This is a genomic window from Mycolicibacterium wolinskyi str. Jessa 2025 (assembly GCF_049241375.1).
GTDB classification, from domain to species: Bacteria; Actinomycetota; Actinomycetes; order Mycobacteriales; family Mycobacteriaceae; genus Mycobacterium; species Mycobacterium wolinskyi.
In genome coordinates this window covers 1212951-1239919 of the sequence record NZ_CP185960.1, presented here as the reverse complement: position 1 = coordinate 1239919, position 26969 = coordinate 1212951, and the positions used below count along the sequence as shown (strand labels likewise).

27 protein-coding genes are annotated in these 26969 nt (G+C 66.8%); 7 read left to right on the top strand and 20 right to left on the bottom strand.

Annotated elements, in window-relative coordinates; translation table 11 throughout:
• Nucleotides 1–42: 42 nt before the first annotated feature.
• Nucleotides 43–990 carry an oxidoreductase gene (locus tag ACOI2T_RS06270; RefSeq protein ID WP_409506180.1) on the top strand — a complete coding sequence of 316 codons (948 nt, stop codon included), beginning with the start codon at nucleotides 43–45 and terminating at the stop codon, nucleotides 988–990.
• On the top strand, nucleotides 977–1504 hold the full coding sequence (locus tag ACOI2T_RS06265; protein ID WP_409506179.1) for a hypothetical protein: 528 nt from the start codon (nucleotides 977–979) through the stop codon (nucleotides 1502–1504). The genes ACOI2T_RS06270 and ACOI2T_RS06265 overlap by 14 nt, the downstream gene beginning before the upstream one ends.
• Nucleotides 1505–1509: 5 nt before the next feature.
• Here ACOI2T_RS06265 and ACOI2T_RS06260 read toward each other — a convergent pair whose 3' ends face one another.
• Nucleotides 1510–2328 (bottom strand): mycofactocin-coupled SDR family oxidoreductase, encoded by an 819-nt coding sequence (locus ACOI2T_RS06260; RefSeq protein WP_409506178.1) that lies wholly within the window; start codon nucleotides 2326–2328, stop codon nucleotides 1510–1512.
• A gap of 362 nt (nucleotides 2329–2690) precedes the next feature.
• Here ACOI2T_RS06260 and ACOI2T_RS06255 point away from each other — a divergent pair, with 362 nt between their 5' ends.
• Entirely contained in the window at nucleotides 2691–2930 is a 240-nt protein-coding gene (locus tag ACOI2T_RS06255) for a hypothetical protein (RefSeq protein ID WP_067845953.1), read from the top strand.
• A 369-nt stretch (nucleotides 2931–3299) separates the two neighbouring features.
• Nucleotides 3300–3749 carry an Hsp20/alpha crystallin family protein gene (locus ACOI2T_RS06250; RefSeq protein WP_067845956.1) on the top strand — a complete coding sequence of 150 codons (450 nt, stop codon included), beginning with the start codon at nucleotides 3300–3302 and terminating at the stop codon, nucleotides 3747–3749.
• On the opposite strand, the gene ACOI2T_RS06245 is transcribed toward ACOI2T_RS06250, so the two are convergent.
• Nucleotides 3746–4351: a GNAT family N-acetyltransferase gene (locus ACOI2T_RS06245; RefSeq protein WP_409506177.1), complete on the bottom strand. Its 606-nt coding sequence runs from the start codon at nucleotides 4349–4351 to the stop codon at nucleotides 3746–3748. The two genes, ACOI2T_RS06250 and ACOI2T_RS06245, sit on opposite strands and share 4 nt — an antisense overlap.
• Entirely contained in the window at nucleotides 4351–4767 is a 417-nt protein-coding gene (locus tag ACOI2T_RS06240; RefSeq protein WP_409506176.1) for a hypothetical protein, read from the bottom strand. The genes ACOI2T_RS06245 and ACOI2T_RS06240 overlap by 1 nt, the downstream gene beginning before the upstream one ends.
• Before the next feature lie 19 nt (nucleotides 4768–4786).
• On the opposite strand from ACOI2T_RS06240, the gene ACOI2T_RS06235 reads away from it, so the two are divergent.
• Entirely contained in the window at nucleotides 4787–5233 is a 447-nt protein-coding gene (locus ACOI2T_RS06235; protein WP_067845966.1) for a cupin domain-containing protein, read from the top strand.
• Here the strand turns inward: ACOI2T_RS06235 and ACOI2T_RS06230 are convergent.
• The 17 genes from ACOI2T_RS06230 to ACOI2T_RS06150 form a co-directional block, all read right to left on the bottom strand.
• A complete protein-coding gene (locus ACOI2T_RS06230; RefSeq protein WP_409506175.1) occupies nucleotides 5223–5948 on the bottom strand; it encodes a 3-keto-5-aminohexanoate cleavage protein in 726 nt (241 codons plus the stop codon). The two genes, ACOI2T_RS06235 and ACOI2T_RS06230, sit on opposite strands and share 11 nt — an antisense overlap.
• A gap of 38 nt (nucleotides 5949–5986) precedes the next feature.
• On the bottom strand, nucleotides 5987–6760 hold the full coding sequence (locus ACOI2T_RS06225; RefSeq protein ID WP_409506174.1) for a VOC family protein: 774 nt from the start codon (nucleotides 6758–6760) through the stop codon (nucleotides 5987–5989).
• Nucleotides 6761–6836: 76 nt separating this feature from the next.
• A complete protein-coding gene (locus ACOI2T_RS06220; protein ID WP_409506173.1) occupies nucleotides 6837–8027 on the bottom strand; it encodes a dihydrolipoamide acetyltransferase family protein in 1191 nt (396 codons plus the stop codon).
• Between the two features lie 19 nt (nucleotides 8028–8046).
• Entirely contained in the window at nucleotides 8047–9030 is a 984-nt protein-coding gene (locus ACOI2T_RS06215; RefSeq protein ID WP_409506218.1) for an alpha-ketoacid dehydrogenase subunit beta, read from the bottom strand.
• Nucleotides 9031–9066: 36 nt separating this feature from the next.
• Nucleotides 9067–10104 carry a pyruvate dehydrogenase (acetyl-transferring) E1 component subunit alpha gene (gene pdhA / locus ACOI2T_RS06210; RefSeq protein WP_409506172.1) on the bottom strand — a complete coding sequence of 346 codons (1038 nt, stop codon included), beginning with the start codon at nucleotides 10102–10104 and terminating at the stop codon, nucleotides 9067–9069.
• Between the two features lie 10 nt (nucleotides 10105–10114).
• On the bottom strand, nucleotides 10115–11551 hold the full coding sequence (lpdA, locus tag ACOI2T_RS06205; protein WP_409506171.1) for a dihydrolipoyl dehydrogenase: 1437 nt from the start codon (nucleotides 11549–11551) through the stop codon (nucleotides 10115–10117).
• Between the two features lie 58 nt (nucleotides 11552–11609).
• Nucleotides 11610–12833 (bottom strand): PucR family transcriptional regulator, encoded by a 1224-nt coding sequence (locus ACOI2T_RS06200; protein WP_409506170.1) that lies wholly within the window; start codon nucleotides 12831–12833, stop codon nucleotides 11610–11612.
• Nucleotides 12834–12865: 32 nt separating this feature from the next.
• On the bottom strand, nucleotides 12866–13897 hold the full coding sequence (locus ACOI2T_RS06195) for an acyl-CoA dehydrogenase family protein (protein ID WP_409506169.1): 1032 nt from the start codon (nucleotides 13895–13897) through the stop codon (nucleotides 12866–12868).
• Nucleotides 13894–15072: an acyl-CoA dehydrogenase family protein gene (locus tag ACOI2T_RS06190; protein ID WP_409506168.1), complete on the bottom strand. Its 1179-nt coding sequence runs from the start codon at nucleotides 15070–15072 to the stop codon at nucleotides 13894–13896. The genes ACOI2T_RS06195 and ACOI2T_RS06190 overlap by 4 nt, the downstream gene beginning before the upstream one ends.
• Nucleotides 15069–15950: an acyl-CoA dehydrogenase family protein gene (locus tag ACOI2T_RS06185; RefSeq protein WP_409506167.1), complete on the bottom strand. Its 882-nt coding sequence runs from the start codon at nucleotides 15948–15950 to the stop codon at nucleotides 15069–15071. Before ACOI2T_RS06185 ends, ACOI2T_RS06190 begins: the two co-directional genes overlap by 4 nt.
• On the bottom strand, nucleotides 15947–17095 hold the full coding sequence (locus ACOI2T_RS06180; protein ID WP_409506166.1) for an acyl-CoA dehydrogenase family protein: 1149 nt from the start codon (nucleotides 17093–17095) through the stop codon (nucleotides 15947–15949). The genes ACOI2T_RS06185 and ACOI2T_RS06180 overlap by 4 nt, the downstream gene beginning before the upstream one ends.
• 11 nt (nucleotides 17096–17106) lie before the next feature.
• The gene (locus ACOI2T_RS06175; RefSeq protein ID WP_421877229.1) at nucleotides 17107–18210 is read right to left on the bottom strand and encodes a CaiB/BaiF CoA transferase family protein; all 1104 of its coding nucleotides are present in this window, start codon (nucleotides 18208–18210) and stop codon (nucleotides 17107–17109) included.
• Between the two features lie 44 nt (nucleotides 18211–18254).
• Nucleotides 18255–19175 (bottom strand): SDR family NAD(P)-dependent oxidoreductase, encoded by a 921-nt coding sequence (locus tag ACOI2T_RS06170; protein WP_409506164.1) that lies wholly within the window; start codon nucleotides 19173–19175, stop codon nucleotides 18255–18257.
• A complete protein-coding gene (locus ACOI2T_RS06165; protein WP_409506163.1) occupies nucleotides 19172–21022 on the bottom strand; it encodes a flavin-containing monooxygenase in 1851 nt (616 codons plus the stop codon). Before ACOI2T_RS06165 ends, ACOI2T_RS06170 begins: the two co-directional genes overlap by 4 nt.
• A complete protein-coding gene (locus ACOI2T_RS06160) occupies nucleotides 21019–22215 on the bottom strand; it encodes an LLM class flavin-dependent oxidoreductase (RefSeq protein ID WP_085144265.1) in 1197 nt (398 codons plus the stop codon). The genes ACOI2T_RS06165 and ACOI2T_RS06160 overlap by 4 nt, the downstream gene beginning before the upstream one ends.
• A gap of 66 nt (nucleotides 22216–22281) precedes the next feature.
• On the bottom strand, nucleotides 22282–23625 hold the full coding sequence (locus tag ACOI2T_RS06155; protein WP_409506162.1) for an aromatic ring-hydroxylating oxygenase subunit alpha: 1344 nt from the start codon (nucleotides 23623–23625) through the stop codon (nucleotides 22282–22284).
• A 13-nt stretch (nucleotides 23626–23638) separates the two neighbouring features.
• Nucleotides 23639–24484 (bottom strand): SDR family NAD(P)-dependent oxidoreductase, encoded by an 846-nt coding sequence (locus tag ACOI2T_RS06150; protein WP_409506161.1) that lies wholly within the window; start codon nucleotides 24482–24484, stop codon nucleotides 23639–23641.
• A 144-nt stretch (nucleotides 24485–24628) separates the two neighbouring features.
• Between ACOI2T_RS06150 and ACOI2T_RS06145 the strand changes: the two genes are divergently transcribed.
• Both ACOI2T_RS06145 and ACOI2T_RS06140 read left to right on the top strand, forming a co-directional pair.
• Nucleotides 24629–26221 (top strand): SMP-30/gluconolactonase/LRE family protein, encoded by a 1593-nt coding sequence (locus ACOI2T_RS06145; protein WP_409506160.1) that lies wholly within the window; start codon nucleotides 24629–24631, stop codon nucleotides 26219–26221.
• Between the two features lie 7 nt (nucleotides 26222–26228).
• Nucleotides 26229–26966 carry a GntR family transcriptional regulator gene (locus ACOI2T_RS06140; RefSeq protein WP_409506159.1) on the top strand — a complete coding sequence of 246 codons (738 nt, stop codon included), beginning with the start codon at nucleotides 26229–26231 and terminating at the stop codon, nucleotides 26964–26966.
• Nucleotides 26967–26969: the final 3 nt, after the last annotated feature.

Here is a 26969-nt window from a genome sequence, read left to right as displayed (position 1 = left end):
AGTACCGTGAGCCCCAGATCAAGGCAGTAGAGGGGGTGGCAGGTGAACCGAACAGTGCAGTACTGGCGCCTGCTGCAGCCCGACGGCACTCCGTTGTCCGGCAGGTTTCCGGCCGAGCGCGTCGTCAAGCGGCTGGCGCATGCCGAGGCCGAAGGGCTCAACCGGTACCGGCGCTGCCCGGACGGCATGGTGTTGATCGGCCACGGGGCAGCCACGGCTGACCAGAGCCTGCTGATCCTCGACAAGGTCCGGCGGGAGAACCTGCCCAGTGTCGGTGACGCGGCCGGGGCCCGCCGCGCGATCGCGCTGACCGCCGACGAGAGCCTGCTGGAGCCGACGTATTGCCAGTTCGCCGAGCGCAACATCGTCGCGATGCTGACGAGCGGTAACGGTCCACGCGCGCGCCGGCTGGTGGACTACCTCAAACACAAGCTCGACATCGACGTCGGCATCGAGCCCGTGCTCACACAGAACCTCGACCAGGTGCTGAGCGAGATGAGCGTTTCGAGGATCGATGTGGCGATCCCCGTGAGCCGTATCAATCGCGACCTCGTCGGGGGCGATTGGGTTCAGGCGCTCGACGGCGCACGCGCCCTCGCGCACGACGGCGTCGTCCGCGTCGGAGTGTCGGTGGGCCGGCGGGGCAGCGAGTCGCAGAAGGACGCCGTGCGCCGACGCATCCGCGAGTTGATCGATGCCCTACGCGGTTCGGGCGCGCTGTCAGAGTTCGACAGCGCCCACGTCGTCGGATCGATCAGCGGATCGCAACGGTCGGTCGACCTCCTCGAAGACCGGTTCGTGGAGAAGACCGAAGTCGACGCCGACCGCTTGAATGACCCGGCCCAATCGACCGCGTATGCGCGAGATCTCTTGGCACAGTCGTTGACTCGCAACCATGAGTACCTGTCGTCGGCCGTTGCCGAGGTTCCTGGCGAGGACGCGCCGTTTCCCGACACCCTGATCGAATTGCCCGACGATGAACGCCAGTAGCCGACCGGTCACGCAGTTCAGTCTCCCGGAAAGGCTGCAGCACAACTGGGTTCGGCATCGATGGACGGACTGGCTGCTCGCACTGATCGTGGTCGGCGGGTGGCTCGTGTTCGGGAGGATCGGGTGGCTGCCGGTGGCGTTGACGGAGGTTCCGGAGGCCGCGCGGCGCACCGCCTACCAGATACTCGCGACCGTGGCGGCGACGATGGGCGGGTTCACGTTGACCAGCATTTCGATCCTGGTCAACCTGTTGCGTACGCCGATGACGGCGGTGGACAGGCTGTTGCCTGCCGGCGACAAGCAGCGGGTGGGCGCCGCGTTCGTCGCGGCGTTGCCCACGCTGTTCGCACTGTTCGTCGCGGCCCTCGTCGGATTGACGACCGATGCGAACACCGCAACAGGTTATTGGTGGGTACAGGCGCTGGTCATCGCGGCGGCCTTCGCGGCGGTCGCGTCGATCGCGCGTGTCGTGTGGATCCTGCGTCGGCTGCTCGCGTTGTCGTCGGACAGCTAGCCGCCTCAGTTCAGCCCGTTGGACAGGATCATCGATTCGCCGGTCTGCAGCCGGCCCTGCTCCGACACCAGATAGAGCACCGCGTTCGCGACGTCCTCGGGCTCCAGCAGACCGGGCCGCGGACGCCCCTGCTGGAACATCTCCTCGACATCGGCGAGGCCGGGATTCTCCAGATCGGGCCGGATGACCTTGTAGGTGGCCGGATTGTGGATCATCGGTGTGTTCACCCCGGAGGGCAGCACTGCGTTGACGGTGATGCCGTGCTCGGCCACCTCATAGGCCACCGATTTCACGAGCGCGACCACACCGGCTTTGGCTGCCGCATAGTGACCAGAGTTCGTCGCCCCGGTTCCGGCGACGATCGAGGATGTCGCGACGATGCGTCCCCCGCCACGTTCGATGAGGTGCGGCAGAACAGCCCGAAAGGTGTTGAACACACCGGTGAGGTTGATGTCGATCATGGTGCGCCAACGCTTTTCGGACATCGTCGCGGTCGGTGCGCTGCTGGCGATGCCCGCGTTGGCGATCACGATGTCGATGCCGCCGTACTCCGCGATCGCCGCGTCGACCACCGCCTGCATCGCCGCCAGATCCCGAACGTCGGCAGTGATCGCCAGACAACGTCGCCCCAGCGCCTTGACCTGTGCGACGGTCTCGTCGAGATCGGCGGCCGTGGCCAGCGAGTAGTCGACGTCGTCCACGTCCGCCGCGATGTCGCACACGACCACATCGGCGCCCTCGCGCGCCAGCGTCGTGGCGTGTGCCCGCCCTTGGCCGCGGGCACCGCCGGTGATCAGCGCGATCTTTCCCTCGAGCGCACCCATCCGCGCCACCTCCTCGTTCTCGGTCCACGGTAGAGACCACCGGGTGCGACGAAACTCATCGGAGGCTGGCTTCGCTTCGGGCACACGACCACGCGCTAACTGACGTCAGCGCAAACACCGCGGGCTAACCAACCAGCCCGCCGAGCTACCGGCCCGCCCGTCGCACAACCCCGGCGCCCGACGCGTGTCGTCGATCTTGACTGCAAACGCCTCCAACGCCGTGACTGGTACGGGCTTCACGAGAGCAAAGTGACTGCAGCGCAGGCTCTCAACCCTTTCACAGGAAGATGCTGAGATGCACTAAGGTTATTTACAGACGGGGGTTTATAGCTCGTACATGGCAAACAACCCGGAGGTGGGGAATGAACCGTTCGAAACTGATGCGGGCCGCTGCGCTCGGGCTCGGCGCGCTGGCAGTGCCGGTGGGCGTGGCAGTGGCGGGCGCGGCACCTGCGGCGGCAGGTCCGGAGATCTGCGCGACCGGTCCGTACGGCTATGTGACCGCATGCGTCGAAGGTCCCGGCTGGATCCGCCCGTGGTACGACGACGGCCCACACTGGCGGGGCCACGGCCGCGGTCATGGTCACGGCCACGACGACTGAGCCGAAGTAGTCACGCAACGCCGTGGCGGATGTCCGAAGGGATGTCCGCCACGGCGTTTCTTGTTGGGTATCCGAGGTAGCTGGCTGGAGGTCCGCAGCGCAGCCGCGCCTGTCCGCTCGGCACTACGGGCGAAGGTTCCACTACCCGAACGGCGACCAGCGGCGTATGACTGCCCCTTGACGCACATCAGCACATCGAGAAGCCGCGATCATCTGCCGAAGAATCGATCTTCGCACTGCTCAGGTACCCAATTTTGATCCGGAAATGTACTAGCACTCTCCTATCGCGAGTGCTAACATCGGCGTTGCACAGTGATTGGCTGCCCGCCAGGGTGGCGGGCCTTGAGTCGACACAGGAGGTGGATTGCTGTGCTTCGTTTTGATCCGTTCAGTGACCTTGATGCGTTGACCAGGAGTTTGCTGTCAGGTGATGCCGGGTCAACTCGCACACCGCGGTTCATGCCGATGGACCTGTGCAAGATCGACGACCACTACGTCCTCACCGCGGATCTTCCGGGCATCGACCCGGGCTCGGTGGACGTGAACGTCGACAACGGCACACTGACCATCTCGGCACACCGGACCGCCCGCTCGGAGCAGTCCGTGCAGTGGCTGGCCAATGAGCGGTTCTTCGGCAGCTACCGACGGCAACTGTCGCTCGGCGACGGCGTCGACGCGTCGGCGATTTCCGCGACGTACGAGAACGGCGTTCTCACGGTCACGATCCCGATCGCCGAACGCGCCAAGCCACGCAAGATCGAGGTGGCCCACGGCGCCGACAGGAAGTCGATCGAGACCAACACCGTCGACGCAGATTAAACAGGCCGGCCGCGGCGGTCCAACCTGAACCTCAGGTTGGACCGCACTGCCGGCCATTCGATGTCGATGATCGAATACACCACGGTGTCGCGGCGTATGCCGTCCGGCCCGAGTTGGTGGCTGCGCAGCACGCCGTCCTGCTTGGCGCCGAGCCGCTCGATCGCGGCCCGGCTCGCGAAGTTGAAGAAGTGGGTTCGGAATTCGACTGCGACGCAACCCAACTCGTCGAAGGCGTGGCTCAGCAGTAGCAGCTTGGCTTCGGCGTTGACTCCGGTGCCCCGCGCAGCTGCGGTGTACCACGTGTGCCCGATCTCCAACCGTCGATTAGGGCCGTCGACGTTCAGATAGCTCGTCGAACCTACGAGCCGGCCGTCGAGGCTGCGCACGACGAAGCTGACCCCGTGATCGGCCGCGCGCAATTGCAGCATCCGCTCGACCCACCATTCGGCCGCGCCGGGCGCCGGCGTCATCGTGTACCACAGCGTGCCCAGTTCGCCGTCCGCAGCGACGTCGTCGATCTCCGGGATGTGCGCACGCGTCAACGGTTCCAACGTGACCCACCGTTCGCCGGTCAGCACCACCGGCGTCACGAACTCGCTCATCAACGCCCCACCGTCGCCACCAGCGCCCACACCGAGCACACCACCGCCAGCAGCGCCAACCCGCCGCCGACATACAGCCCATACCCGGCCGCGACCGGCGGTTTGACGTTGAGCGTGTAGTACCACACGGTCAGTGCGACGAGAACCAATGAAATCAGCACTCCGGCAAGCGATGCCCAGCGTTCGGAGATGCCTTGCCCGGCCATCGCGCCCGCGACGATGAGGGTGGACCCGAGCAGCACGATGAGCTGACCCGGCCCGAAGCCGCGTGGCAGCACGATGCTGCCGACCGCTCCGCCGATCGCGTTGGCGCGGCCACCGCCGTCGACGCCGGTGGTCAACCAGGGCAACCAAGCGGCGACCACCACGATCGCCGCACACAGTGCCACCAGCCATCCTGGACGCAGACGAACCATACCGACGAGACTATCGGGTGTGACCGAACTACCCGACTGGGCCAGGCGACTCGACCTCGCCCCACATCCCGAAGGCGGTTGGTACCGGGAGACCTGGCGCAGCGAGCTGACCATCAGCCAGTCATCGCTGCCGTCGGGCTACACCGGACCGCGCAGCGCCGGCACCGCGATCCTGTTCCTGCTCATGCCGGGCCAGCAGTCGGCGTGGCACACCGTGCGCAGTGCCGAACTGTGGTTCCACCATCGCGGCAGCCCACTGTTGTTGGAGATCGGCGCACAACAGGACAGTGCGACAACGCATCTGCTGGGCTCCGACATCACCGCGCGTCAGCAACCACAGGTGCTTGTTCCGCCTGGGCACTGGCAACGTGCCCGGCCCCGCGACGACGAACCGTCCCTCGTCAGTTGTGTCGTGGTGCCCGGCTTCGACTTCGCCGACTTCGCGCTGGCCGCGTCTACCGACTGAGCAGCCGCATCGCCGCCGCGACGAGCGCCGGGTTGTCCGGCGCGGGGGCGCCGTCGGGAAGCAAGAGGGTGTCCTCCAAGCCGATCCGGGCCTGGACGCGTTTCGCGCCCGCGTGTTCCAGTAGGGGCCAACAGCTTTCGTCTTCGCCGTGCAACAACACCGGCATCGGCAGGTTGGCGGACATGATCTCGCCGAGGAGCACGTCGGCGGTGGTCGTGTCACTGTCAGGTGGCAGCTCCACCATGGCGCGCATACAGTGCTCGGCGAGATCTGACCCCGCCCACGCCAGCGCTGCCTCGGCGTCGAACAGCCCCGCCTCGACGCCGATGCCCTTGCTCAGCAAGAGCCGAGCGAGATCCTCGGTACCCGGCTCGTGCCAGTTGACCGATGCGAAGTCGGGCAGTACATCCCATGCCTCGACGGCCCGCAGTCGAGCCCGAGGATCGGGTAGTGCCCAGTAGCCGGTCGTGACACCGAGCGGTAGGCCGGGGACGGCTTGGCGCACCGCCGACACCGCCGCGGCGACGTGCTCGGGCGCCAGGGAGTCCACGCCGTCTGCGGTCTTGGGGTGCAGGTGCACGGCCACCGCCCCGGCACGATGGACCGCGACAGCCGCGTCGGCCAGTTGCTCAGGCGTCACCGGCAGGGATGGGTGTTGATCCGGGGTGCGTGCGCCGTTGATGCACGCCTTGAGGTAGATCTCGTGACGAGGCATGGTTTCAGAGGTACCCGCACCCACCCCGTCGACACACCTCAGCCCTGCAAAGATGACAGGTTGAACCCGGCTCCGGTCGGGTCGGCCACCGCGGCCAGCCTGCCGTACGGGGTGTCCTCGGCCGCGCGCGCCACCGAGCCGCCGTTCTCGACGATCAACTCGATGGTCTTGTCGACGTCTTCGGCGCCCATGAAGCAGGTCCACGTCGACGGCACGCCCTCCGGCAGGTACACGCTGCCGTCCATCACGCCTACGAGTTCCTCACCGTCGAATGCTGCTGTGCTGTAGCGGAATTCGTCGGTGTCCGACACCGTCTTGGTGGTCCAGCCGAACACCGTGCGGTAGAAGTCGAGCGATCCGGCATAGTCGCGGGTGGTCAGTTGGTGATACAGCGGCGCCCCATGTTCGTTGAACGCCTCCGATCCCTGATGCCCCGCGGGCTGCCACACCCCGAAGAACGCTCCGGCCGGGTCCGTGATCATCGCCATCCGGCCCTTGGCCGGGATGTCCATGACGCCACCACAGTTGCTGCCGCCGGCCGCAGTGGCCGCGGCCACGGTGGCCTCGGCGTCGGCGGTGTGCAGATAAGTGGTCCAGAAGTCGGGCGAATTCCACTGCGGATCGTTGTGCATGATCCCGGCGACCACGCGCCCGTCCAGGAACGCACTGACGTAGCCGCCGTACTCCTCGCCGCCGGTTTCGAAGGTCCAGCCGAACACCGCGCCGTAGAACCGCTTGGCCCGCTCGACGTCGGAGGTGGTCAGGTCGATCCAGGTGGGGGCGCCCAGCGGGGCGGTCTGACGGGTAACCACGATGTTGTCTCCTTCACGGTGTGCGGTCGGTCATGGGTACCGACCGCAGCCGCGAACAAAACTCATCGCGGACGTGTCAGGCGACGATGCGCAACGGGTTTTCGAGCAGCGTCGTCAGATCACGCAGGAACACCGCACCGGTCGCGCCGTCGATCGCCCGATGGTCTGCCGAGAGCGTCAGCCGCAGGATCTTTCGGGCCACCACCTCGCCGTCGATCAGGCGCAATTCGTCGCTGGCCGCGCCGACCGCGAGGATCGCGGCCTCGGGCGGATTGATGACCGCGGCGAACTGCTCGATACCGAACATGCCGAGGTTGGAGATCGTGAAAGTGCCGCCGGACATCTCGTCGGCCCGCAACTTGCCGATCCGGGCGCGCCCGGCCATCTCCTTGGTCTCGACGGCGATCTGCGACACGGACTTGCGGTCGGCGTCGCGGACCACCGGCACGACGAGACCGGCCTCCACCGCGACCGCGACGCCGATGTGCACACCGTGGTGGTGCAGCAGCACGTCACCGCCGAACGACACGTTCACGCCGGGATTGCTGCGGAGAGCCGATGCCACGGCCCGGACGATGAAGTCGTTGACGCTGACCTTGGGTCCGTCCGCGGCCAGCAGGCTGTCGTTGACGGTCTCCCGGAACGTCAGCAATGCGGTGACGTCCACGGCCGCGGTGAGATAGAAGTGCGGTGCGGTCTGCTTGCTCTCGGTGAGGCGCTTGGCCGCGACCCGCTGCAACGTGGTCAGCGGCACCGCGTCGAAGTCGCCTTCGACAGGGGTTGGGGCGGCGGGTGTTTCGGCGGGGCGCAGGTTCTCGACATCCTTGCGGATGATCCGGCCTCCGGGCCCACTCCCGGTCACGGCGGCCAGGTCGACACCGTTCTCGGCGGCGATCTTGCGAGCCAGCGGTGAGGCTTTCGGCCGATCGCCGGACGCCTGCGGTGCGGCTGGCGCAGGTGCCGGGGCTGGTGGGGTTGCGGCGGGAGCGGGCGCGGGCGTGGGTGCGGGGACCGGTTCGGTCGAGGCGCCGCTGCCGTCGCCGATGACGGCGATGGGGATGCCGATGGGCACCCGGTCGCCTTCCCCGGCGAGCATGCGCTCCAGGATGCCCTCGTCGTAGGACTCGAGCTCCATGATGGCCTTGTCGGTCTCGATCTCGGCAAGAATGTCGCCGCGCTCCACCCGATCGCCGATGTTCTTGTGCCAGGCGATGATTACGCCCTCTTCCATCGTGTCAGAGAGCCGGGGCATGGTGATTTCAGGCACGTGTGTTCCTCAGGTTGTCTCAGAGCCGGCCGACGGCGGCCAGTGTTTCGCGTGCCGCGGTGTAGAGCGATTCGGCCGAGGGCAGCGCGGCCTGCTCGAGCGGTTTGGCGTAGGGCAGGGGAACTTCGGCGGCCGCGACGCGGCGCACCGGGGCATCGAGGTAGTCGAACGCGCCGTCGGAGATGGACGCGGCGACCTCGGCGCCGATGCCGTAGGTGAGCCAGTCGTCCTCGGCGATGACGGCACAGCCGGTCTTGCGGACCGAATCCACCAGGGTGTCCCGGTCGAGCGGACGCAGGCTGCGCAGATCGATGACCTCGGCTTCGATTCCGTCCTCATCGTGCAGCCGCCGCGCGACCTGCTTTGCGACAGCGGCCATCCGGGAGTAGCCGATGATCGTGATGTCAGTTCCGGCCCGGCGCACCGCGGCCTTGCCGATCTCGGCGGGCGCGAGGTCGGCGGGTACCTCACCCTTGGTGTTGTAGAGCGCGAGGTTCTCCAGGAACAGCACGGGGTCGTCGTCGCGGATCGCGGCCCGCAACAGCGCACGTGCGTCGGCCGGGGTGCTCGGTGCGACCACCTTGAGCCCGGGGACGAACGCGTAGTAGAGCTCGATGTTCTGGGAATGCGTTGCGCCGAGCTGTTGTCCGCCACCGCCCGGCGTCCGGATGACCATGGGCACGCTGGTCTGCCCACCGAACATGCCGTAGATCTTGGCGGCGTGGTTGACGATCTGGTCGAGCGCGAGCAGCGAGAAGTTGATCGTCATGATCTCGACAACCGGCCGCAGCCCGAGCATCGCGGCCCCCACGGCAGCGCCGACGAAACCTTCCTCGGCGATCGGGGTATCGCGCACGCGCTTCTCGCCGAACTCGGCGAGCAGCCCGGCGGTGATCTTGTACGAGCCTTCGAAGATCCCGATCTCCTCGCCGATCAGGAAGACCGAATCGTCGCGCTGCATTTCCTCACGCAGGGTGTCGCGCAGCGCTTCGCGATAACTGATGACAGACAACGGTTTTCCTTCTTGCTGGGAATGCGGTCAGAACAACGGGTCAGCGGGCAGCCGGCGTGACTCACCGGGAACCGGGGTCGCATACGTGTAGTCGAACAACGTCGACGGATCGGGGTGCGGGCTGGCGTCGGCGAACGCGACGGCGGCGTCGGCCTCTTCCTGCGCGGATTTCTCCAGCGCCGCGGCGCCGTCTTCGTCGAAGGCACCGGCATGTAGCAGCGTGTGTTTGAAGAGCGTCAGCGGATCGGCCTCGTGCGCGGCGGCCACGTCACTTTCGGTGCGGTACTTGGCCGGATCGACCACGGAGTGCCCGCGCAGGCGATGGCTGACGGCTTCCAGCAGTGCGGGTTTGCCTTCGGAGCGGGCCGCCTCGACCAGCCGGCGTGCGGCGTCGCGGACTGCCAGCACATCGGTGCCGTCGACCCGCTCACCCGTCATGCGGTACGCCGCGGCTCGTTTGTAGAGCTCGGGTTCGGCCGACGACTTCTCGACGGTCGTGCCCATCCCGAGGTTGTTGTTGATCACGACGAACACCACGGGCAGCCGCCACAACGCGGCGATGTTGAGCGACTCGTGGAAGGCACCGATGTTGGTGGTGCCGTCGCCCATCTGGCACATCACGACGTCGTCGCCACCGCGGTAGTCGATCGCCAGCGCGGCGCCGACTGCGAGCGGAAGTTGGCCGCCGACAATGCCGTAACCGCCGAGCAGGCGTGTCTCGGTGTCGTACATGTGCATGGACCCACCCCACCCCTTGGAGGTGCCGGTGGTGCGGCCGAACAGTTCGGCCATGACCCGTTTGGGGTCGATGCCTTTGGCGATCGCGTAGCCGTGCTCGCGGTAGTTCGTGAACAGGTAGTCGGTGGGGCGCAGCGCAGCCATCAGGCCGACGACCGTTGCCTCCTCACCGAGGTTGAGATGGCAGTAACCACCCACCTTCGCCTGGGTGTAGCCCTGCGCGGCGCGCTCCTCGAACCGCCGGATCAACACCATCTGGCGGTAGTAGCCGCACAGGGTTTCGAGATCTTCTCCGACATGGGTCGGCCGGTCGATCGTGTCGGTCATCGGGTGCTCCTCAACGCTTCGGCGGAGTGATGTGTACGGGCAGGCCCAGCGCGGCGAGTGCGGCTTCCATGCCGATCTCGCCGAGCGTCGGGTGTGCGTGGATGGTGTCGGCGAGTTCGTCGAGCGTGGCCTCGAGCGTGATCGCCAACGCACCCTCGGTGATCAGGTCGCTGGCGGACGGACCGATGATGTGCACGCCGAGTACTTCACCGTACTTCCGGCCGGCGACGATCTTCACGAAACCCTCGGTGTCACCGAAGGTTCGGGCCCGGCCGAGCGCGGCGAACGGGAACTTCGCCGTGACCGGGTCGTGCCCGGCCGCCTTCGCCGCGTCCGCGGTGAGGCCGACGCTGGCGATCTCGGGGTGAGTGAACGTGGCGGCGGGCACGACGTTGTAGTCGATCTGCTTGTCGTGGCCGGCAAGGACGTCGGCCGCGGTGAGACCCTGGTGCGATGCGACGTGGGCGAGCAAGGCCTTACCGGTGACATCGCCGATCGCGTAGACGTGTTCGATGTTCGTGCGGAGTTTGTCGTCGACGGCGATGAACCCGCGCTCGTCGACCGCTACGCCCGCCGCGTCGAGGCTGAGGTCGGCCGTGTTCGGTTTGCGGCCCACCCCGAAAAGCACCACATCGGCGTCGATTTCGGCGGCCTTCGGCCCGTCGACCGTCACGCGCAATGCGTCCGCTTGGGCGATCGAGGTGACGGTGGATTCGGTGAGCACCGTGATGCCGCGTTGCTTGAACGAGCGGCCCAGTGCCGCACCGATTTCGGCGTCCTCGGCGGGGACGAGCGTACTGCGCATCTCGACGACGGTCACCGTGCTGCCGAATGCCGCGAACAGACTGGCCCATTCGGCGCCGACGGCGCTGCCCCCGACGATCACGACCCGTTCGGGCACACTGGTCAGCCCGAACGCGCCGTCTGACGTGATCACGCCGGGCAGGTCGGCACCCGGTATGGGCAACGGGATGGGCGTGGAACCGGTCGCGATGATGACGTCGCGCGCGGTGGCGGCGTCGACGAGCTGCCCCGGGGTGGCCGCGTAGCGCGGTCCGTCGATTGCTGCGACGTCGTAGATGTCGACCGTCGTCGCGCCGGTGAACCGGGCGTGTCCTTCAATCACGGTGACGCCGTTGGCTTTCAGCAATCCGGCGACACCGTCGGTCAGGCTGGTGACGACCTCGGTCATGCGGCCACGCACCGCGGCGTAGTCGAAACCGACGTTGTCGGCCCGTATTCCGTACTCGGCGGCGTCGCGCACGGTCTGCAGCACCTCGGCGGACCGCAGCATGGCCTTGGTGGGGATACAGCCCCAGTTCAGGCACACCCCGCCCGGACGTTCCTTTTCCACCAGACCGACCGAGAGCCCGTGTTGGGCCGCCCGGATCGCCGCCACATAGCCGCCGGGGCCACCGCCGATAACCAGAAGGTCGAACTCACGCACGCCCTTGAGTCTGCTGCGGTGTGAGCGCGGCCACCATGCGCGACGGCCCAGCGTTGAGTCACCCAGATTGGGCAGACTGCCCAATCTGCGGGAGGTCGAGCACCGACAGCGCGAGCGACAGTTCGACGTAGGCGGCTCTGCCGTGCAGTGTTCTGCCGACCAGCTCGGTGATCCGGTGCAGCCGGTTGAGCACCGTGTTGCGGTGGCAGTGCAGCCGCACCGCGGCGTTGGCGGTCGACCGGTCCTCCTCGAGCCAGACGACGAGCGTCTCGAGCAGGACCTCACGTTCGCGGGCGGGCCGGTCGAGGATGCCGCCGAGATTGCGGGCGACCAGCCGCTGAGCCAGGTCGGGCGACCGCACGAGCAGCGCCTCCGGGTAGTGCTCGTCGAGGCATACGAGCTCGGTCGCGGTCGACGGCGCCATGCTGAGCGCGATCATCGCGAGCGTGTAGGCGGTGGCGGCTTCGGCGAGCCCGGACACCGCGGGCGAGGCCGCGGACCGCCCCCGGGCCAACGGGCGAAGACATGCGACGACGTCGGCGGCGTCGCGCTGCTCCAGTGCCACCACGCCGATGCGGGTGTCGACCTTGGTCTGCCAGACCGACCGGAAGCCGAGCGCGTCGAGCACCGTTCGCGGGCCGGCGAGCGCGGGTGTTCCGTCCGGCCGGACATCGGCAACCACCACCAGATAACCGCCGGTCGCAGGCAGTTCCAGCTCGCGCGCGACGCGCGCGGCGAAACCGGTGTCGCCGGCTCGCCGCCCGAGCAGGTCCTCGATGAGGGCGTTGCGCCGCTGCTCGTCGTGGCGGACGCGCTCCTGCTCACTGTCGCGATAGGACGTCGACAGCGCCGAGGACAGCTCGTCGATCACGGTCCATGTGGCGGTGCCGGCGTCGAGTACATCGTCGGGGGCGACGCCCGTCTGCTCGGCGCGCTCCAGCAGCGCCTCCCACACGATCCGGCCGCCGAGCCGGAACGTACGCAGCATGACCTCCAACGGGACGCCCTGCTCGGCCCGGTGCCGGGCGATCGCCCCGACCACCTCGTCGGCCGGATCCGGGCCCGGCACCCGCCCACTCAGCAGTTCCAGCACGCGGGTGAGATAGTCCCGGCAGCCTTCGCGCAGGTCGTCGCGGGGCACACTGCCGTAATCGGTCCACTCGGGATTGTCGGTGAAGATCGCCGACAGCAACCGGTCGATCAGCGTTTCGACGTCGGGCAGGGTGGCTTCGGCCAACTCACGCGTGACGGTCGTCGCGAAGCCCGGGTGTCGCTTTTGCACAGGCCGCACCGTACTCCCACTACGGTCGGCACCTACCGATAACGCTGGGCCAGCCGGGCGCGGTGGGCTGCCGGGGATCCGAACAACGACCGGTTGAGCGCGGCTCGTTTGAGGTAGACGTGCACGCCGCTCTCCCACGTGTAACCGATGCCGCCGTGGAGTTGCATGGCCTTGCCTGCGATGTCCACGGCGGTGTCGCAGGCATAGGACTTGGCCATCGAGATCGCCGTGCTGTCGGAGTCGGCCACCGCGGCGGTCACGAGTTGGCGAGCCACCGAGATCTGCACGAGCATGTCGGCGCAGGCGTGTTTGACGGCCTGGAATGACCCGATCGGCCGGCCGAACTGCCGGCGCACCCCGACGTAGGAAACGGTGGTGTCGAGCATGGCCTGCGCGACACCGAGACTGTCGCAGGCGACCGCGAGCGCGGCCCGCTCCCCCAGCTCGCGCAGCCGCGTGTCCGGATCACCGTCGAAGCGCCATACCGCGGCGTGGTCGACCTCGACGCCGTGCGCGCTCACCGTGGCGAGGCTGCGACTCGCGTCGAGCACCGGCTGATCGGCGACCGTGAGTCCGACGGCATCGGCCGTGACGTCGACGATCACCGCAACCCCGTCGGAGTCGCGCGCGGGCAACAGCAGTCGCTGTGCGCCCACGGCGTCGGACACGAAGGTCGCCTGGCCGTGAACGCGCCAGCCGAGCCGCGTGGTGGCAAGCTCGAACGGTTCGTCGGCCGTTTCCCCTGGCAATGCGAGCGTGACCCGTTGGCGGCCTTCTACCGCCTCTGCCAGCAGCTCGTCGCGGAACTCGTTGGGCTCCAGGCCAAGAAGCGCACCGATGCCGAGCACTGCCCCGCCGAGATATGCGGTTTTCGCCGCCGCGCGGCCGATCTCCTCACAGATCACCGCAACCTCGGCGAACGTGGCGCCGGCGCCGCCGAGGTGGTCGGGCACGTCGAGGCCGACCCAGCCCGCCTGGATGAGCAGCGGCCAGTCGACGGTGTCTTTGGCGAGCAGATCGGCGGCAACCGAGCGCATTTCGTCATGGAGTTCGGAGAAGTTCATCGGGGCAGCCCCAGTCCGCGTTCGCCGATGATGGTCCGCTGAATCTCACTCGCCCCGCCGGGGATGGTCCATTCCCACGAGCCGATGAAGTCAAGCATCCATGCACCCGATTCCCAGCCGCTCGACACTGGTTTGGCGAGCACGGTATGGGCAGCAAGACCGCCGATCTCGGCACCGAAGCCGGTCATGCGCTGTAGCAGTTCGCTGTAGTACAGCTTGACAATCGAGGCATCGGCAGGTCCGGCCGCACCCGCCTCCGCCCGCTCGACCAGATCGCGGCAGAGCCCACGCAGCCCCGCAAGCTCGATCTCGAACTGTGCCAGTCGATCTGCCACAACCGAATCGGCCACGGGTGAGCACGCTTGCACGAGCCAACGGAATCCGGCGTTGCTCAGCCGCTCGGCCAACTCGAGCATCGTCATGCCGCGTTCGGCTCCCAGGGTGGCTTGGGCGACCTGCCAGCCCTCGTTCACCGGGCCGATCAGGTTCGCGGCCGGTACGACGACGTCGTTGAGGAAGATCTCGCAGAAGTGGGAATCGCCGACAGCGTTGCGGATGGGCCGCACGTCGATGCCCGGTGTCGTCATGTCCATCAGGAAGTACGAGATGCCATGGCGTTTCGGCGCGTCGGGGTCGGTGCGTGCCAACAGCAGGCACCAGTCCGCGTGCATGGCGCCGCTGGCCCAGAGCTTTTGACCGTTGACGATGAAGTTCTCGCCATCGGCGCGAGCACTCGTCCGCAATGCGGCGAGATCCGATCCGGCCTCGGGCTCGGAGAATCCCTGCACCCAGATCTCGCCGTCGAGGATCGCCGGCAGGTGTCGCTGTCGCTGCGCGTCGGTGCCGGCCGCCAACAATGTCGAGGCGGCGTGGTGGATCCCGACGAAGGCCAGCACGAGCCGCGGCGCGTCGTGCGCGGCAAGCTCCTGGAAGAGCACGATCTGCTGCGGCACCGGCATCGGCCCTGTTGCTCCTCGCGTCCGCAGTCCGCCGCCCCATTCGGCCGGCCAGTGCGGAACCGCATAACCGGCGCTGTGCAATTCGGCGAACCAGGATTTCTGGAACGTCACGAACTCCTCGTCGCTGACACCGGTCTGGGCTTCGCGCCAGTCTGTCGGCACATGCGCGTCACACCAGTCCCGCACGGTTGCGCGGAATTCATCGAGCTCGCTCACGAGAACAATCCCGTGAGTCCGCGCCGGCCAAGGCGGGCCGTCAGAGCGTCGCGGGTCTGCGACAGCCCGAACGGCAAGCGCCGCAACGGCTGGCTGTAGCGCGACAACCACGACAGCGTCGTCTCGTCACAGAACCCGACCGCGCCGTGCAGTTGATGGCAGACGCGAAAGACCACCTCTGAAGCCTCGACCGCGGCCATCCGCAGCGCGAGCGCGTCATTGACGGCATCCGGTGTGCCGAGGCTCCACAGCGCATATTTGGCGAGCATGTCGACGCCGCTGCGTTCCACCTCGGCCTCGGTCAGCTGGAACTGGACCCCCTGAAACGACGACAGCGTCTGGCCGAACTGCTTTCGCAAGCTCACGTGCGCGACGGTGAGATCGATCGCGCGGTCGAGCATGCCCAGCAGCGTCCAGCACGGCAGTACCAGGCCGAGTGCCACGTCTGCGTCACCGTCAACCGCGGCGAGCTCCAGCGCCGTGGTGAACGCCGGGCCGGCACCTGAGGTGCCGGCGACGCGAAAGCATCGGCCATCCAGTGTCACTGCAGCCCAACTGGTATCGAGCCCGGCGACAGCGGCTTGCGGAGCATCTTCTGCGATGACGAGTGTGCCGGCCAGCCGCTCGGCCACCGGATAGGGCAATGCCCAGTACCCGGCACTGCGGCACAGGGCCGCGGCCGCCTCCAGCGAGTCGGGATCGGTGCGCGGGTCGAGTTCGTGTGCACCGAGCCCGTCGAGCACCGGGGTCACCAGGGCCTCACGGGCTTCGGGTTTGGCCTCGGCTTGTTGCAACAGCGCATCTCCGCCTGCGGCTTCGAACGCGCGGAGTGCTTGGCGGCCAAACTCTTTCGCGTCGTCGCTGAGGTCGAGGTTCATGCCCGCGCCCCCGCCAGCATCGTGCGCGACAACAGGATGCGCTGCATCTCGATACTGCCCGACGACACCGTCGACGCCTGCGAATAGCGCCAGTGATCCTCCACCTCGGCGCGGAAGTACTCGCCGTCACCGCGCGGTAGAACCGCGGCTATCTCCATCAGCACCTCGGCGCTGTCTTGATCGAGGCGCGTCACCGCGATCCGATAGGCCGCGGCGTCACCGGGATTCACCCGCCCGGTGGCCTGCATCGCCACGACTCGGTAAGCCATCAGGCGGGCGCGCCGGCAATGCGTGAGCATCCGGGCCCACCTGCCGCGCAGTTCGGCGGGCAACTCCTCCCAGGCGTCGCCGAGCACATCGGGCGCGGCCTGCAGGAGCCGTTCACACCGGGCGTATCTGGCGATGCCGACCCGCTCGAACGACACCACATCCTGCACGATGGACCAGCCCTGGTCGACCGTGCCCAACACGTCGGCCTCGGTGACCTTCAACTCATCGAAGAACACCTCGTTGAGGTGGTGCGGACCCATCATGGTGCGAATGGGCCGGACCGTGATCGCCGGATCGTCCATCGGCACCAGAAAGATCGTCATGCCCTGCTGCTTCTTCTCGCCTTTGGAGGTGCGGGCCAGCAGGAAACACCACTGCGCCATGGTCGCGTACGACGTCCAGATCTTCTGGCCGTTGATGCGCCAGCCGTCGCCATCGCGGCGCGCCGAGGTGCGCAGCGACGCCAGGTCGGAGCCCGCCTCGGGCTCGGAAAATCCCTGGCACCAGATCACTTCGCCGTTGGCGATCGGCGGCAGGTGTTTGCGCTGCTGTTCCGGTGTTCCGTGGCGCATGATGATGGGGCCGACCCAGTTCACGCCCATGTACTGCGCACCGCGCGGTTCGTGGTGCGCCCACATCTCCTCGCGCACGACGGTCTGCTCCCACACCGACGCGTCGCCGCCGCCGAATTCCTTGGGCCAGGACATGCACAACAGCTGACGCTGGGCCAGCATGCGGCAGAACTGTTGGGCCACCGCGAGATCCGCCGGGTCGTCGGTGAATGCACCGAGAAAATCGGCGGGTACCTGCTCGCGGATCAGCTCACGCAACTCACCGCGCAGCGTGTCGGCCGACTCACCCAGATCGAAATCCACTCGAAGCCTCTCTATCCCGCTCTGTCGTGCGAGCTCAACTCGCCGAGCACCTCGGCGGTGTCCGCGCCCAACTCCGGCGCGTATCCGCCGACCCGGCCGGGTGTTCGCGAAAACCACGTCGGCACACCGGGGAACCTGACGGGACCGTGGGGTGTCTCGACGGTTTCGAACAGCCCGACGGCGTTCAGATGCGGGTTGTCGAACAATGCGTCCGGGCTGTTGATGGGTGCGGCGGGGATTTCCAGCACCCGGAAGAGATCCAGCCACTCGTCGGTCGTGCGTTCCTTGAGGGTCTGCGCCACCAGGCCGTATACGGTGTCGATCTGTTTGGCGCGGAGTTCGAGTGTGGCGAAAGCGTCGCTGTTCCAGGCGGGTTGCACGGCGTCGATGAATGCGTTCCAGTGCTTGTCGTTGTAGATCAGCGCGGCGATGTGACCATCCTTGGTCTCGTACGGCTTGCGGTTGGGCGCGACCGTGCGCGGATAGACGGCCGGCCCGAGTGGCGGGTCGAACATCGCACCGTTGGCATGTTCGACGAGCATGAACGAGGCCATGGTCTCGAACATGCTGACCTCGACCTCCTGCCCGTCGCCGGTACGTTCGCGATGGAACAGCGCCATCATGGTCGCGTAGAGCGCCGTCAGCCCGGCCACCTTGTCGGCCATGATGGTGCCGACGTAGGCCGCCTCCCCGGTCAATTGCTCTTGCACCGCGGGCAATCCGCATTCCGCCTGGATGGTGTCGTCGTAGGCCGGGCGGTCCGCGTCCGGTCCACGGCGGCCGTAGCCGTAGCAGTTGGTGTAGACGATGCGCGGGTTGATCGCGTTGACGTCGTCATAGCCGAAGCCGAGGCGGGCAACCGCCTTGGCCCGCATCGAGTGGATGAACACGTCGGCACCTGCGATCAGGTCTCGAAGCGTCTCCTTGCCCGCCTCGGCCTGCAGGTCGAGCACCACGCTGCGCTTGCCGCGGTTGACATTGACGAACACGCCGCTCATCCCCGGAGCGGGGCCGACCGAGATGTAGCGCGTGTTATCCCCTTGCGGGGGTTCGATTTTGATGACGTCGGCCCCCATGTCGGCCATGATCTGGGTGCAGTACGGACCCATCACCATCGCGGTGAGGTCCACCACCCGCACACCTTGCAGCGGACCGCCGGTCACGTCCCGACCCCCTGTGACGCCATTGCGAAGCTGTAGCGGATGTGATCGGCATGGCCGTCGGGCACCACGGGAAAGATCACCGAGTTCTCGAGATCCCGGATGGCGCCGAGGTTCTCGGCGACGTCCTCGATCGTCCACGACGGCCGGTAGACGCCGGAGGTCTCGGCGATCAGCGCCCTGGCCACCCGCCCGCCGATGGCGATCAGCATCTCACCGGACACCGAGCAGGACTCGTGGGCCAGCCAACCCACCGTCGGAGCGACCAGTTCGGGCCCCATCGGCGGGTAGGCCGAGGTGTCGATGCCCTCCGCCATCCGGGTGACTGCGCTGGGCACGATCACGTTGCATGTGACGCCTTCGGCGGCACCTTCGAGCGCGACGACGTTGGACAGTCCGATCAGCCCGGCCTTCGCGACGGCATAGTTCGCGACGTTGTGGTTGCCGTACAGCCCGCCGATCGACGAGGTCAACACCACTCTGCCGTACCCGGCATCGCACATGATCGGAAATGCCGGTCGCACAACGTGAAATGCGCCCCGCAGATGTACGTCGAGCACCGCTTCGAAATCGGCGAAGCTCATCTCTTTGAGTGAACCGCGCCGCACCGTTCCGGCGTTGTGGATGAGGATGTCGACACGGCCGAAGTGCTCGATCGCGGTGTCGATGATCGCCCGGCCGCCGTCGGGCGTGACCACCGAGTCCGTCGACACGACGGCCACGCCGCCGGCAGCCGCGATCTCGGCAGCCACGTCGTGCGCGGGTGCGGCGTCCGCGCCATCACCGGTCAGGCTTCCGCCGGAATCGTTGACCACGACCTTCGCGCCTCTGGACGCCAACAGCAGGGCGTAGGCGCGCCCGAGACCTCGTCCGGCGCCGGTGATGACGGCGACGCGGTCGTCGAACCTCAGCGTTGTCACTTGATCTCAAGACCTTCGAGGTCGCCCGTGGCCCGCCACTCCGCGATGAGCTCGTCGAAGGCGTAGAAGCCGGGCGAGTAGAACTCACCAAGGAACGCGCCGTTGCGCACCGCGCCGCCACGTCCCTCGTTGTTGTAGTAGCCGGGCGTGCAGGACAATTCGAATGCCGAGTTGTCGATCGCCAGTTCGCGGACCGTCGCGACCCAGGCGTCCTGGCCCTCCTGGCTGGGTTCGACCACGGTGGCGCCCCGGTTCTGCGCCTCGGCGACGATGTAGGCGATGTGCTTGGCCTGCTGCTCGAACATCGCCGTGGTGTTGGCCGACACGCCGCCCTGGATGAAGCCCATGAAGAACTGGTTGGGGAATCCGCGGCTGGTCATGCCGTGCAGGGTCTTGTAGTCGTTCTGCCAGTAGTCGAACAGTGACAGTCCGTCGCGGCCCACGATGCGGTCGATCGCGAACCGGCGGCTGATCTCGGTGGAGATCTCGAAGCCGCTCGCAAAGATCACGCAGTCGACCGCGTATTCGACGCCGTCGGCGACAATTCCCTTCTCCGTGAGCCGTTCCACACCTTTTGATGCCGACACGTCGACGAGCGTCACGTTGGGGCGGTTGAACGTCGCCAGATAGTGCTCACTCGAAGTCGGTCGCTTACACATGAAGCGGTAGTACGGCTTCAGCGCCTCGGCGGTGTCGGGATCCTCGACGATCTCGGCGACATGGCGACGCAGCCGCTCCATGATCTTGAAGTCTTCTTCCTCGCGGAAGGCCATGATCTGCTCGATGGTCACCTCTGCGGGGTTCTCGGTGGCCGCGATCCGGGCCGTCAGGTTGCGCCCGAGCTCGGTCCAGAAGTCACAGACCAGGTCTGGTTCACCGAACACCACCCCCACGAACGGCGACCAGTTGTGGAAGTTGCGCTTGCGCTCTTCCTGCCATCCCGGTTGCAGCGACGCCACCCAAGCCGGATCGGTGGCTGGGTTGGTTCGCGCGTCGACCGATGACGGGGTCCGCTGGAAGACGAACAACTCCTTGGCATCGCGGCCGAGGTGCGGCACCAACTGGATGCCCGTCGCACCGGTGCCGACAAGGGCGACGCGCTTGTCGGCCAGCTTGTCCAGGCCGCCGTCGGCAGTCCCGCCGGTGTAGTCGTAATCCCAGCGGGCGGAGTGGAACACGTGGCCGCCAGCAGCCCGGTAGTCCTTGATGCCGGGGATGCCCGGCAGCTTCGGACGGTTGTAGGAGCCCTGCGCCATGACCACGAAACGGGCCCGGATGTCGTCGCCGCGGTTCGTGCTGATCTGCCAGCGCTGTGAATCGTCGTCCCACCGCAGTTCACGCACCTGTGTGGAGAACAGTGCACCGTCGTAGAGGTCGAAATGCTTGCCGATGTTTTGGCAGTGCTGGAGGATCTCGGCGCCGTCGGCGAATTTCTTCGACGGCATGAAGCCGAGCTCTTCGAGTAGCGGGATGTAGCAGTAGGAGTCGTTGTCGCACTGGATACCCGGGAAGCGGTTCCAGTACCACACCCCACCGAAGTCGCCGGCCATCTCGATGACCCGGATGCCCTCGACGCCGGCTTTTTTCAGGTACGCCCCGGCGAGCAGCCCGGCGAAGCCGCCGCCGAGGATGACGACGTCGGCGTCCTCGGTGATCGGGTCCCGCTCGGTCACCGTTGTGTAGGGATCGACCTCGTAGAACTCGGCGTACTCACCTTCCAGTTCCAGGTATTGATCGCCGCCCTCGGGGCGCAGGCGCTTGGCCCGCTCTGCGGCGTATTTCTCGCGCAGTGCATCGATGTCGATGTCGGTTGGGGTTTCGGTGGGACCGCACGTCGTTTCCGTCATGCTTTGGCGCCTTCCGGGAGCACCGCGGGATGCAGCGGCGCGTCCATGTCGTGCACCGCGGGCAGCACCTCGGCGGCGAACAGCTTGACGCTCTCCATCGCGTCCTCGTACGGCATGGTGCCGAACTGCGGCACGATGGTGACCTCGGAGAACGAGCAGGCCTCCTGAGCGGCCTTGAGCCGCTTGAAGATCTCCTCGGGCGTGCCGATCAACAGGTTCGACGCGTGATAGCCCGGGGGGCCTTTCTTGTCACCGGGCTTCGGCCCGCCGGTTCCGTCGCCCTGCACCGATTCGGCGAGCAACGCCGTCGCCGATCCCTCGCGATTCGCATAGGCCTCATAGCCCTTGACGCCCTTGAAGTTCGACGCGTCGGCGAAACCGTAGTGCACCGTGACGTCCCGGTTGGCGGTGTAGATCCATTCCTCGGTCTTGGGTACGTCGTCCTCGGATGCCACGCAGTACATGAACATCACGTTCTTGGGCTGGCACGGCGGCAGGCCCTCTTCGGCGCGAAAGGTGTTGACCTTCTTGACTTCCTCACCGGCGTCCCAGATGGGCTTGTTGCCGACGAACAACGGCACCATGCCACGCCGGGCCAGGATCTCCAGGGACTCCGGCGTCGACGACGAGCTGTAGATGCGGTCGAACAGATCCTTGCTGAGCGGCTCAGGCCGCAGCGACATCTCCGGGAACTTGAAGATCTCACCGTCGTAGGAGAACCGCTCCCCGGAGAACGCGAGCTTGAGCACGTCGAGGGTCTCGTTGAACCGCTGCCGGCTCTCCTCGCGGGGCACGCCGACGGCGTCGAACTCACTCTTGGACACGCCACGGCCCAGGCCGATCGTCGTGTAACGGCCATTCGAGACGATGTCGAGGTAGGCGATCTGGTGGGCGAGCCGCACCGGATGCCACCACGGCGCCACCGCGACGAACGTGCCGAGGCTCACCCGCTCGGTGCGCGCGGCGAAGTACGTGAGCGCCTGAATGGGGTTGGGAGTCATGCCGTATGGCGTGCCCTGGTGCTCGGGGAACCAGATCCCGTCGAAGCCCAGCGGTTCGGCGAGATCGCCGAGCGCCAGCGCGGCCTGCACGCACTTGTAGTCGGGGGTGGCGGGCGGTGTGCTGAAGTCACCGGCCAGCACGCGATCCCAGTCATGGGAGTTCTGTGCTCCCGTACCCAGATTGACTTTCATTACGGCTCCTAACTGGAGTGATTTGTGCACCTTCAGCGGCGGTGGGCGCCGGTGGGTGTGCACAAATCACTGGATTTCGCGGGGCTCTCCGACACCCATGTATTTGGACAGTTGGTAGTGCAGGTTGACCGTGCTGCGTTCGCGGTACGGGTTCGGCTTCGTGCCGGGGAAGCCCATGGACTTCATGCCCTGCTGGACGGCGGCCATATTGGAAAAGTCCTGCGGCAACACCGAGAGCCAGTTGGGGCTGTCGGCCGGGGTGTACTGCCACTCGGTCTGCGGCTCTTCGCCTTTCGGATACAGCTCGAACACGCTGACCTCGAAGATGCACTTGTCCGGGTTGTAGCTCGGATCGGGCCTGGCGCTGTAGCACAGCGCGCTCGTGAGCCCCTGGCCGATCTGGAAGTTCGGGAAGATCTGCCACGCCGTACCGCTCTGCCCGAGGATGTCGGCGGGGATGGTCGGCCAGATCACGCCGCGAGCCTCATCGTCGCGGCGGGCCGAGGACAGCCAGTGCTCGAGCACCTTGTCGGCGGGCGTGCCCTCGGGAAGTTCGTCGACGAGCCGTTTGGCGGCATTGACCAGCGTCTGCGTGGTCGTCGCGTTGGTCTCCTCCATGGTGTAGACCTGCATCTCGGCGGTCGAGATGCGCGGATCACCGGTGCCAAGCCGGATCTTGGACTTGGTCTCGTCCATGCCCTTCGGGGCCTCATAGCCGATGTTGCTGTGCCGGCCCTGGGCTTTCGCCCAGCCCTTGAACTCGCCGAATCGGTTGAACTCGGGATGCGTGGTGAAGACGTGGTAGGTCTCGTTGAAGGCCTCCATCGCGACTTTCCAGTTGCAGTCGAAGTACAACCATTTGCGCCACTTGTAGCGCATGTTCTCCAAGCCGAACGGGTCGAGGATCTTCGCGGCCGGAAACAGGTAATCCGCAAGGGGTTCCGGGTCGGTGTCCATGTTGATGAACAGCCAGCCGCCCCAGGTGTCGACGGTCACGGGTGGCAGGTGGGTGTTCTGCGGTGTCAGCGCACCTTTCCAGTCGTCCTGTTCCCGGATGTGGGTGCATGCGCCGTTGAGGTCGTAGGTCCACCCGTGGAATCCGCACACGAACGACTTGCGGGTGCGGGCGCAGGCGTTCTTGGCCCCCTTCGGGGTATCGATGAGACGCCGGCCGCGGTGCATGCACACGTTGTGGTGGGCCGCGAACTCGTTCGGCCCGGTGCGTACCACGATGATCGAGTCGTCGAGGATGTCGTAAGTCAGGTAGCTGCCGATCTCAGGGATGTCCTCGACCCGGCCCACCTGCTGCCATACCTTGCGCCACAACCGGTCTCGTTCGGCGCGCGCGTACTCCGGTGAGATGTAGGCGTCGACGTCGATCGCCATCGGGTCGGCGAGCTCTTCGGTCATGAATTCTCCTCCTTCAGGGCCGGGTGATGGCCGCGCGGAAGTTCTCGTCTTTGAGGAACAGCGAGGTGTTGTCCCCGCCGAGGTGGGTCCAGCGCAGGTTCAGACCGCCGTCGACAAGCAGGGTCTGACCGGTGATATAGCTCGACAGATCGGACAGCAGAAAGAGGATCGCCCCGGCCTGCTCTTCTGGTGTGCCGCGGCGGCCCATCGCAATGGCGCGGCGGTCCCGTTCCGGGTCGGCATCGACATATGTTGCCGATGCCGCGGTTTCGGTCACGCCCGGCGCCACCGCGTTGACGCGGATACCGGCCGCGGCGAGTTCGGCCGCCATGGTGCGGGTAGCCGCGACGATCGCGGCCTTCGCCGTGCCGTAGGCGACATGGAAAGGCGCGGTGTTCATCCCGCTGATCGACGACACCGAGACGATCGAGCCCGGATTGCCGCCGGCCCGAATCTCGGCGGCCACGGCCTGGCTCATGAAGAACATCGTTTCGAGGTTCGCGGTGAACAGCTCGCGCCAGTCGGCGCGTGACACCCGGGTCGACGGCATCCACGTCGACGGCGCGGCACCGCCTGCGACGTTGACCAGACCGTAGAGATTGCCGTCGGTACGACGTACGGCGTCGAGCACGGTCGCGATGCCCTCGTCGGTCGATGCGTCGGCGGCCACCGAGATCACCGCAAGGCCCTTGTCGGCCAACGGGCCGACGTGAGCGTCGAGGTTGTCCTGCGACCGGCTGACCGCGACGACCGTGGCACCCGCCTCCGCGGCCATGCGGGTCACCGTCGTGCCGATGCCGCCGCCGCCGGCGCCCGACACCACCACGATGCGGCCGTCCAGGTTCAGTGGATTGTCCATGCCGGTCCTATTTGTCCGGACAACATACGGTGCTCTGCATATTGAAGAACACTATTCCGCAGGGATTATTCAGCCGTCAAGGCCGGATATTCACGATTCGACGCCTATTGTCTGGACTAGATGCGCTTGCTAACGTCCGAGGTCATGAGTGCGCTGTCGATATCGGACGCGAGATACACCGCAAACCCTTCCGTCGCCGAGGGGTGGCGGCTGCAGCAGGTCACCGCTCCGAGCCGGCTCTTCGGCGCAAACGGTCTGCGGACCGGCCCAGACGGCCGTATCTATGTCGCGCAGGTGACCGGAAGCCAGATCAGCGCGCTCGACATCGACACCGGGTGCATCGAGACCGTCAGCGCCAAGGGCGGCGACATCATCGCGCCTGACGACGTCGCCTTCGACCCGCGCGGCAACCTGTACGCGACCGAGGTGATGGACGGCCGCGTGAGCGTGCGCGACACCACCGGCACGTCGCGGGTGCTGCGCGACGACGTCCCGTCGGCCAACGGCATCACGTTCCATCAGGGGCGGCTATTTATCGGGGAATGCCGCGAGGGCGGAAGGCTCATGGAGTTCGATCTCAACGGCGGGGCTCCGCGGATCCTGCTCGACGACGTGCCATCGCCCAACGCCATGGAGGTCGGCCCCGACGGGCTCCTCTACTTCCCCGTCATGGGGGCCAATCAGATCTGGCGTATCGACCCTGACCAAACAGGCCCGGTCGAACCCGAGGTGGTCGCCGGCGACCTCGGCGTACCGGATGCGGTCAAGTTCGACGCCGACGGGTTCATCGTCTCGACTCAGGTGGCCAGTGGCCAGGTGTTGCGCATCGATCCACGCAGCGGCGCACAGACGCTTCTGGCGCAGCTCACCCCGGGTCTGGACAACCTCACGTTCGTCGGCGATCGGTTGTTCGTCTCGAACTTCACCGGGCAGATCACCGAGGTCCTCGACGGTCAGACCCGCACCCTGCTCGACGGCGGGCTGAACTGGCCGCTCGATCTCACGGTCGGGCACGACGGCAGCCTGTACGTCGCCGACGGCACGTACTTCTATCGCGTCGACGGCGCGCTGCAGACGGTCGGGATGCTGTTCTCGCCGGGGTACCCCGGCTTCCTCCGCGGGGTGACAGGCTCGGACACAGGCGAATTCGTCGTCACGACGGCCGGTGACCAAGTCGTGCGGTACCGTCCGGAAGCTTCCGAAAGTGAAGTTCTCGCCGACGGGGTGGATCAGCCTTATGGCGTGGCCCTAGCGCCGGATGGCACGCCCGTGGTCGTGGAGCAGGGCGCCGGACGCTTACTCGCCGTGCGGCCCGGCGGCATCGAGGTGCTGGCGACCGGTCTGGACACGCCGGTCGGTGTGGCGATCGGACCCGACGGTGCGCCGTTGGTGTCGGTGTCCGGCGGCGTGGTCCGGGTGACGAGTGTGGGCGTCACACCCCTGCTCGACGGATTACACACGCCGCAGGGCCTTCTCGTGCGCGATGGAGCGCTCTACATCGTCGACGCCGGCACCAAGGAACTGATCAACTACGACCTGGACACCGCTGCACGCACCACGATCGCCACCGGACTGCCGGTCGGCCCGCCGCCCGGTGTGGTTCCCAAGCCGCTGCGCGGGATGCCACCGTTCTCCGGTCCGCAGGGTCCGTTCGCCGGGATCACCGCGGGACCCGACGGCACGCTTTATGTTTCGGCCGACGGCGACGGCAGTGTGCTGGCGCTGCGGCGCGGCTAGGAGCATTATGACTGTCACCCCTGCCGAGCACCGCTACCTGCAAGTCGCACGCACGCTGCGCAAGGAGATCGTGGACGGCGTGTATCCGGTCGGTTCGCAACTGCCCACCGAGCACGAGCTCTGCGAACGTTTCGAGGTCAGCCGCTACACCATCCGCGAGGCACTGCGTCGCCTCCGCGACGACAACCTCGTGTCCTCCCGACCGAGGGCCGGAACTCTGGTGGTGCCCCGAGCCGCGACGAATTCCTATGCGCAGGACGTGATGTCGATCAACGACCTGCTGGCGTTCGCGACCGGTGCGCAGTTCACGATCGAATCCAACGCCATGGTCACGATCGACGACGAGCTGGCTGAGCGCACGGGCCTTCCGGTGGGCCAACAATGGCTCGCGGTGCGCGGCTATCGCCAGGCCGACGGCGACGCACCACCCGTCTGCCGCACCGAGTACTACATCAACCGCTCGTTCGCCGCCGTCGGGCGGTTGCTGCAACGCCACACCGGCCCTATCTTCCCGCTGATCGAGGACTTGTTCGGGGTCAGCATCGTCGAGGTCCACCAGGAAATCACCGCGGTGCTCGTGGATGCCGAGCTCGCCGAGCTGCTCAAGGTCGAACCCGGAAGCGCTGCACTGCAGATGCAGCGCACCTATACGACTTCGGACGGCGAGGTCGCCCAGGTCACCGTCAACACCCACCCCTCGGACCGGTTCCGCCACGCCATGACGATGCGCCGGGTCAAAGGCTGAGCC

What these genes read in the sequence shown, in the direction of transcription:
- ACOI2T_RS06265 (WP_409506179.1), top strand. Translation starts at nt 977, where the DNA reads ATGAACGCCAGTAGCCGACCGGTCACGCAGTTCAGTCTCCCGGAAAGG.
- ACOI2T_RS06260 (WP_409506178.1), bottom strand. Translation starts at nt 2,328, where the DNA reads ATGGGTGCGCTCGAGGGAAAGATCGCGCTGATCACCGGCGGTGCCCGC.
- ACOI2T_RS06255 (WP_067845953.1), top strand. Translation starts at nt 2,691, where the DNA reads ATGAACCGTTCGAAACTGATGCGGGCCGCTGCGCTCGGGCTCGGCGCG.
- ACOI2T_RS06245 (WP_409506177.1), bottom strand. Translation starts at nt 4,351, where the DNA reads ATGAGCGAGTTCGTGACGCCGGTGGTGCTGACCGGCGAACGGTGGGTC.
- ACOI2T_RS06240 (WP_409506176.1), bottom strand. Translation starts at nt 4,767, where the DNA reads ATGGTTCGTCTGCGTCCAGGATGGCTGGTGGCACTGTGTGCGGCGATC.
- ACOI2T_RS06230 (WP_409506175.1), bottom strand. Translation starts at nt 5,948, where the DNA reads ATGCCTCGTCACGAGATCTACCTCAAGGCGTGCATCAACGGCGCACGC.
- pdhA (WP_409506172.1), bottom strand. Translation starts at nt 10,104, where the DNA reads ATGACCGACACGATCGACCGGCCGACCCATGTCGGAGAAGATCTCGAA.
- ACOI2T_RS06195 (WP_409506169.1), bottom strand. Translation starts at nt 13,897, where the DNA reads ATGAACTTCTCCGAACTCCATGACGAAATGCGCTCGGTTGCCGCCGAT.
- ACOI2T_RS06185 (WP_409506167.1), bottom strand. Translation starts at nt 15,950, where the DNA reads ATGAACCTCGACCTCAGCGACGACGCGAAAGAGTTTGGCCGCCAAGCA.
- ACOI2T_RS06175 (WP_421877229.1), bottom strand. Translation starts at nt 18,210, where the DNA reads ATGGTGATGGGTCCGTACTGCACCCAGATCATGGCCGACATGGGGGCC.
- ACOI2T_RS06165 (WP_409506163.1), bottom strand. Translation starts at nt 21,022, where the DNA reads ATGACGGAAACGACGTGCGGTCCCACCGAAACCCCAACCGACATCGAC.
- ACOI2T_RS06160 (WP_085144265.1), bottom strand. Translation starts at nt 22,215, where the DNA reads ATGAAAGTCAATCTGGGTACGGGAGCACAGAACTCCCATGACTGGGAT.
- ACOI2T_RS06155 (WP_409506162.1), bottom strand. Translation starts at nt 23,625, where the DNA reads ATGACCGAAGAGCTCGCCGACCCGATGGCGATCGACGTCGACGCCTAC.
- ACOI2T_RS06150 (WP_409506161.1), bottom strand. Translation starts at nt 24,484, where the DNA reads ATGGACAATCCACTGAACCTGGACGGCCGCATCGTGGTGGTGTCGGGC.
- ACOI2T_RS06145 (WP_409506160.1), top strand. Translation starts at nt 24,629, where the DNA reads ATGAGTGCGCTGTCGATATCGGACGCGAGATACACCGCAAACCCTTCC.
- ACOI2T_RS06140 (WP_409506159.1), top strand. Translation starts at nt 26,229, where the DNA reads ATGACTGTCACCCCTGCCGAGCACCGCTACCTGCAAGTCGCACGCACG.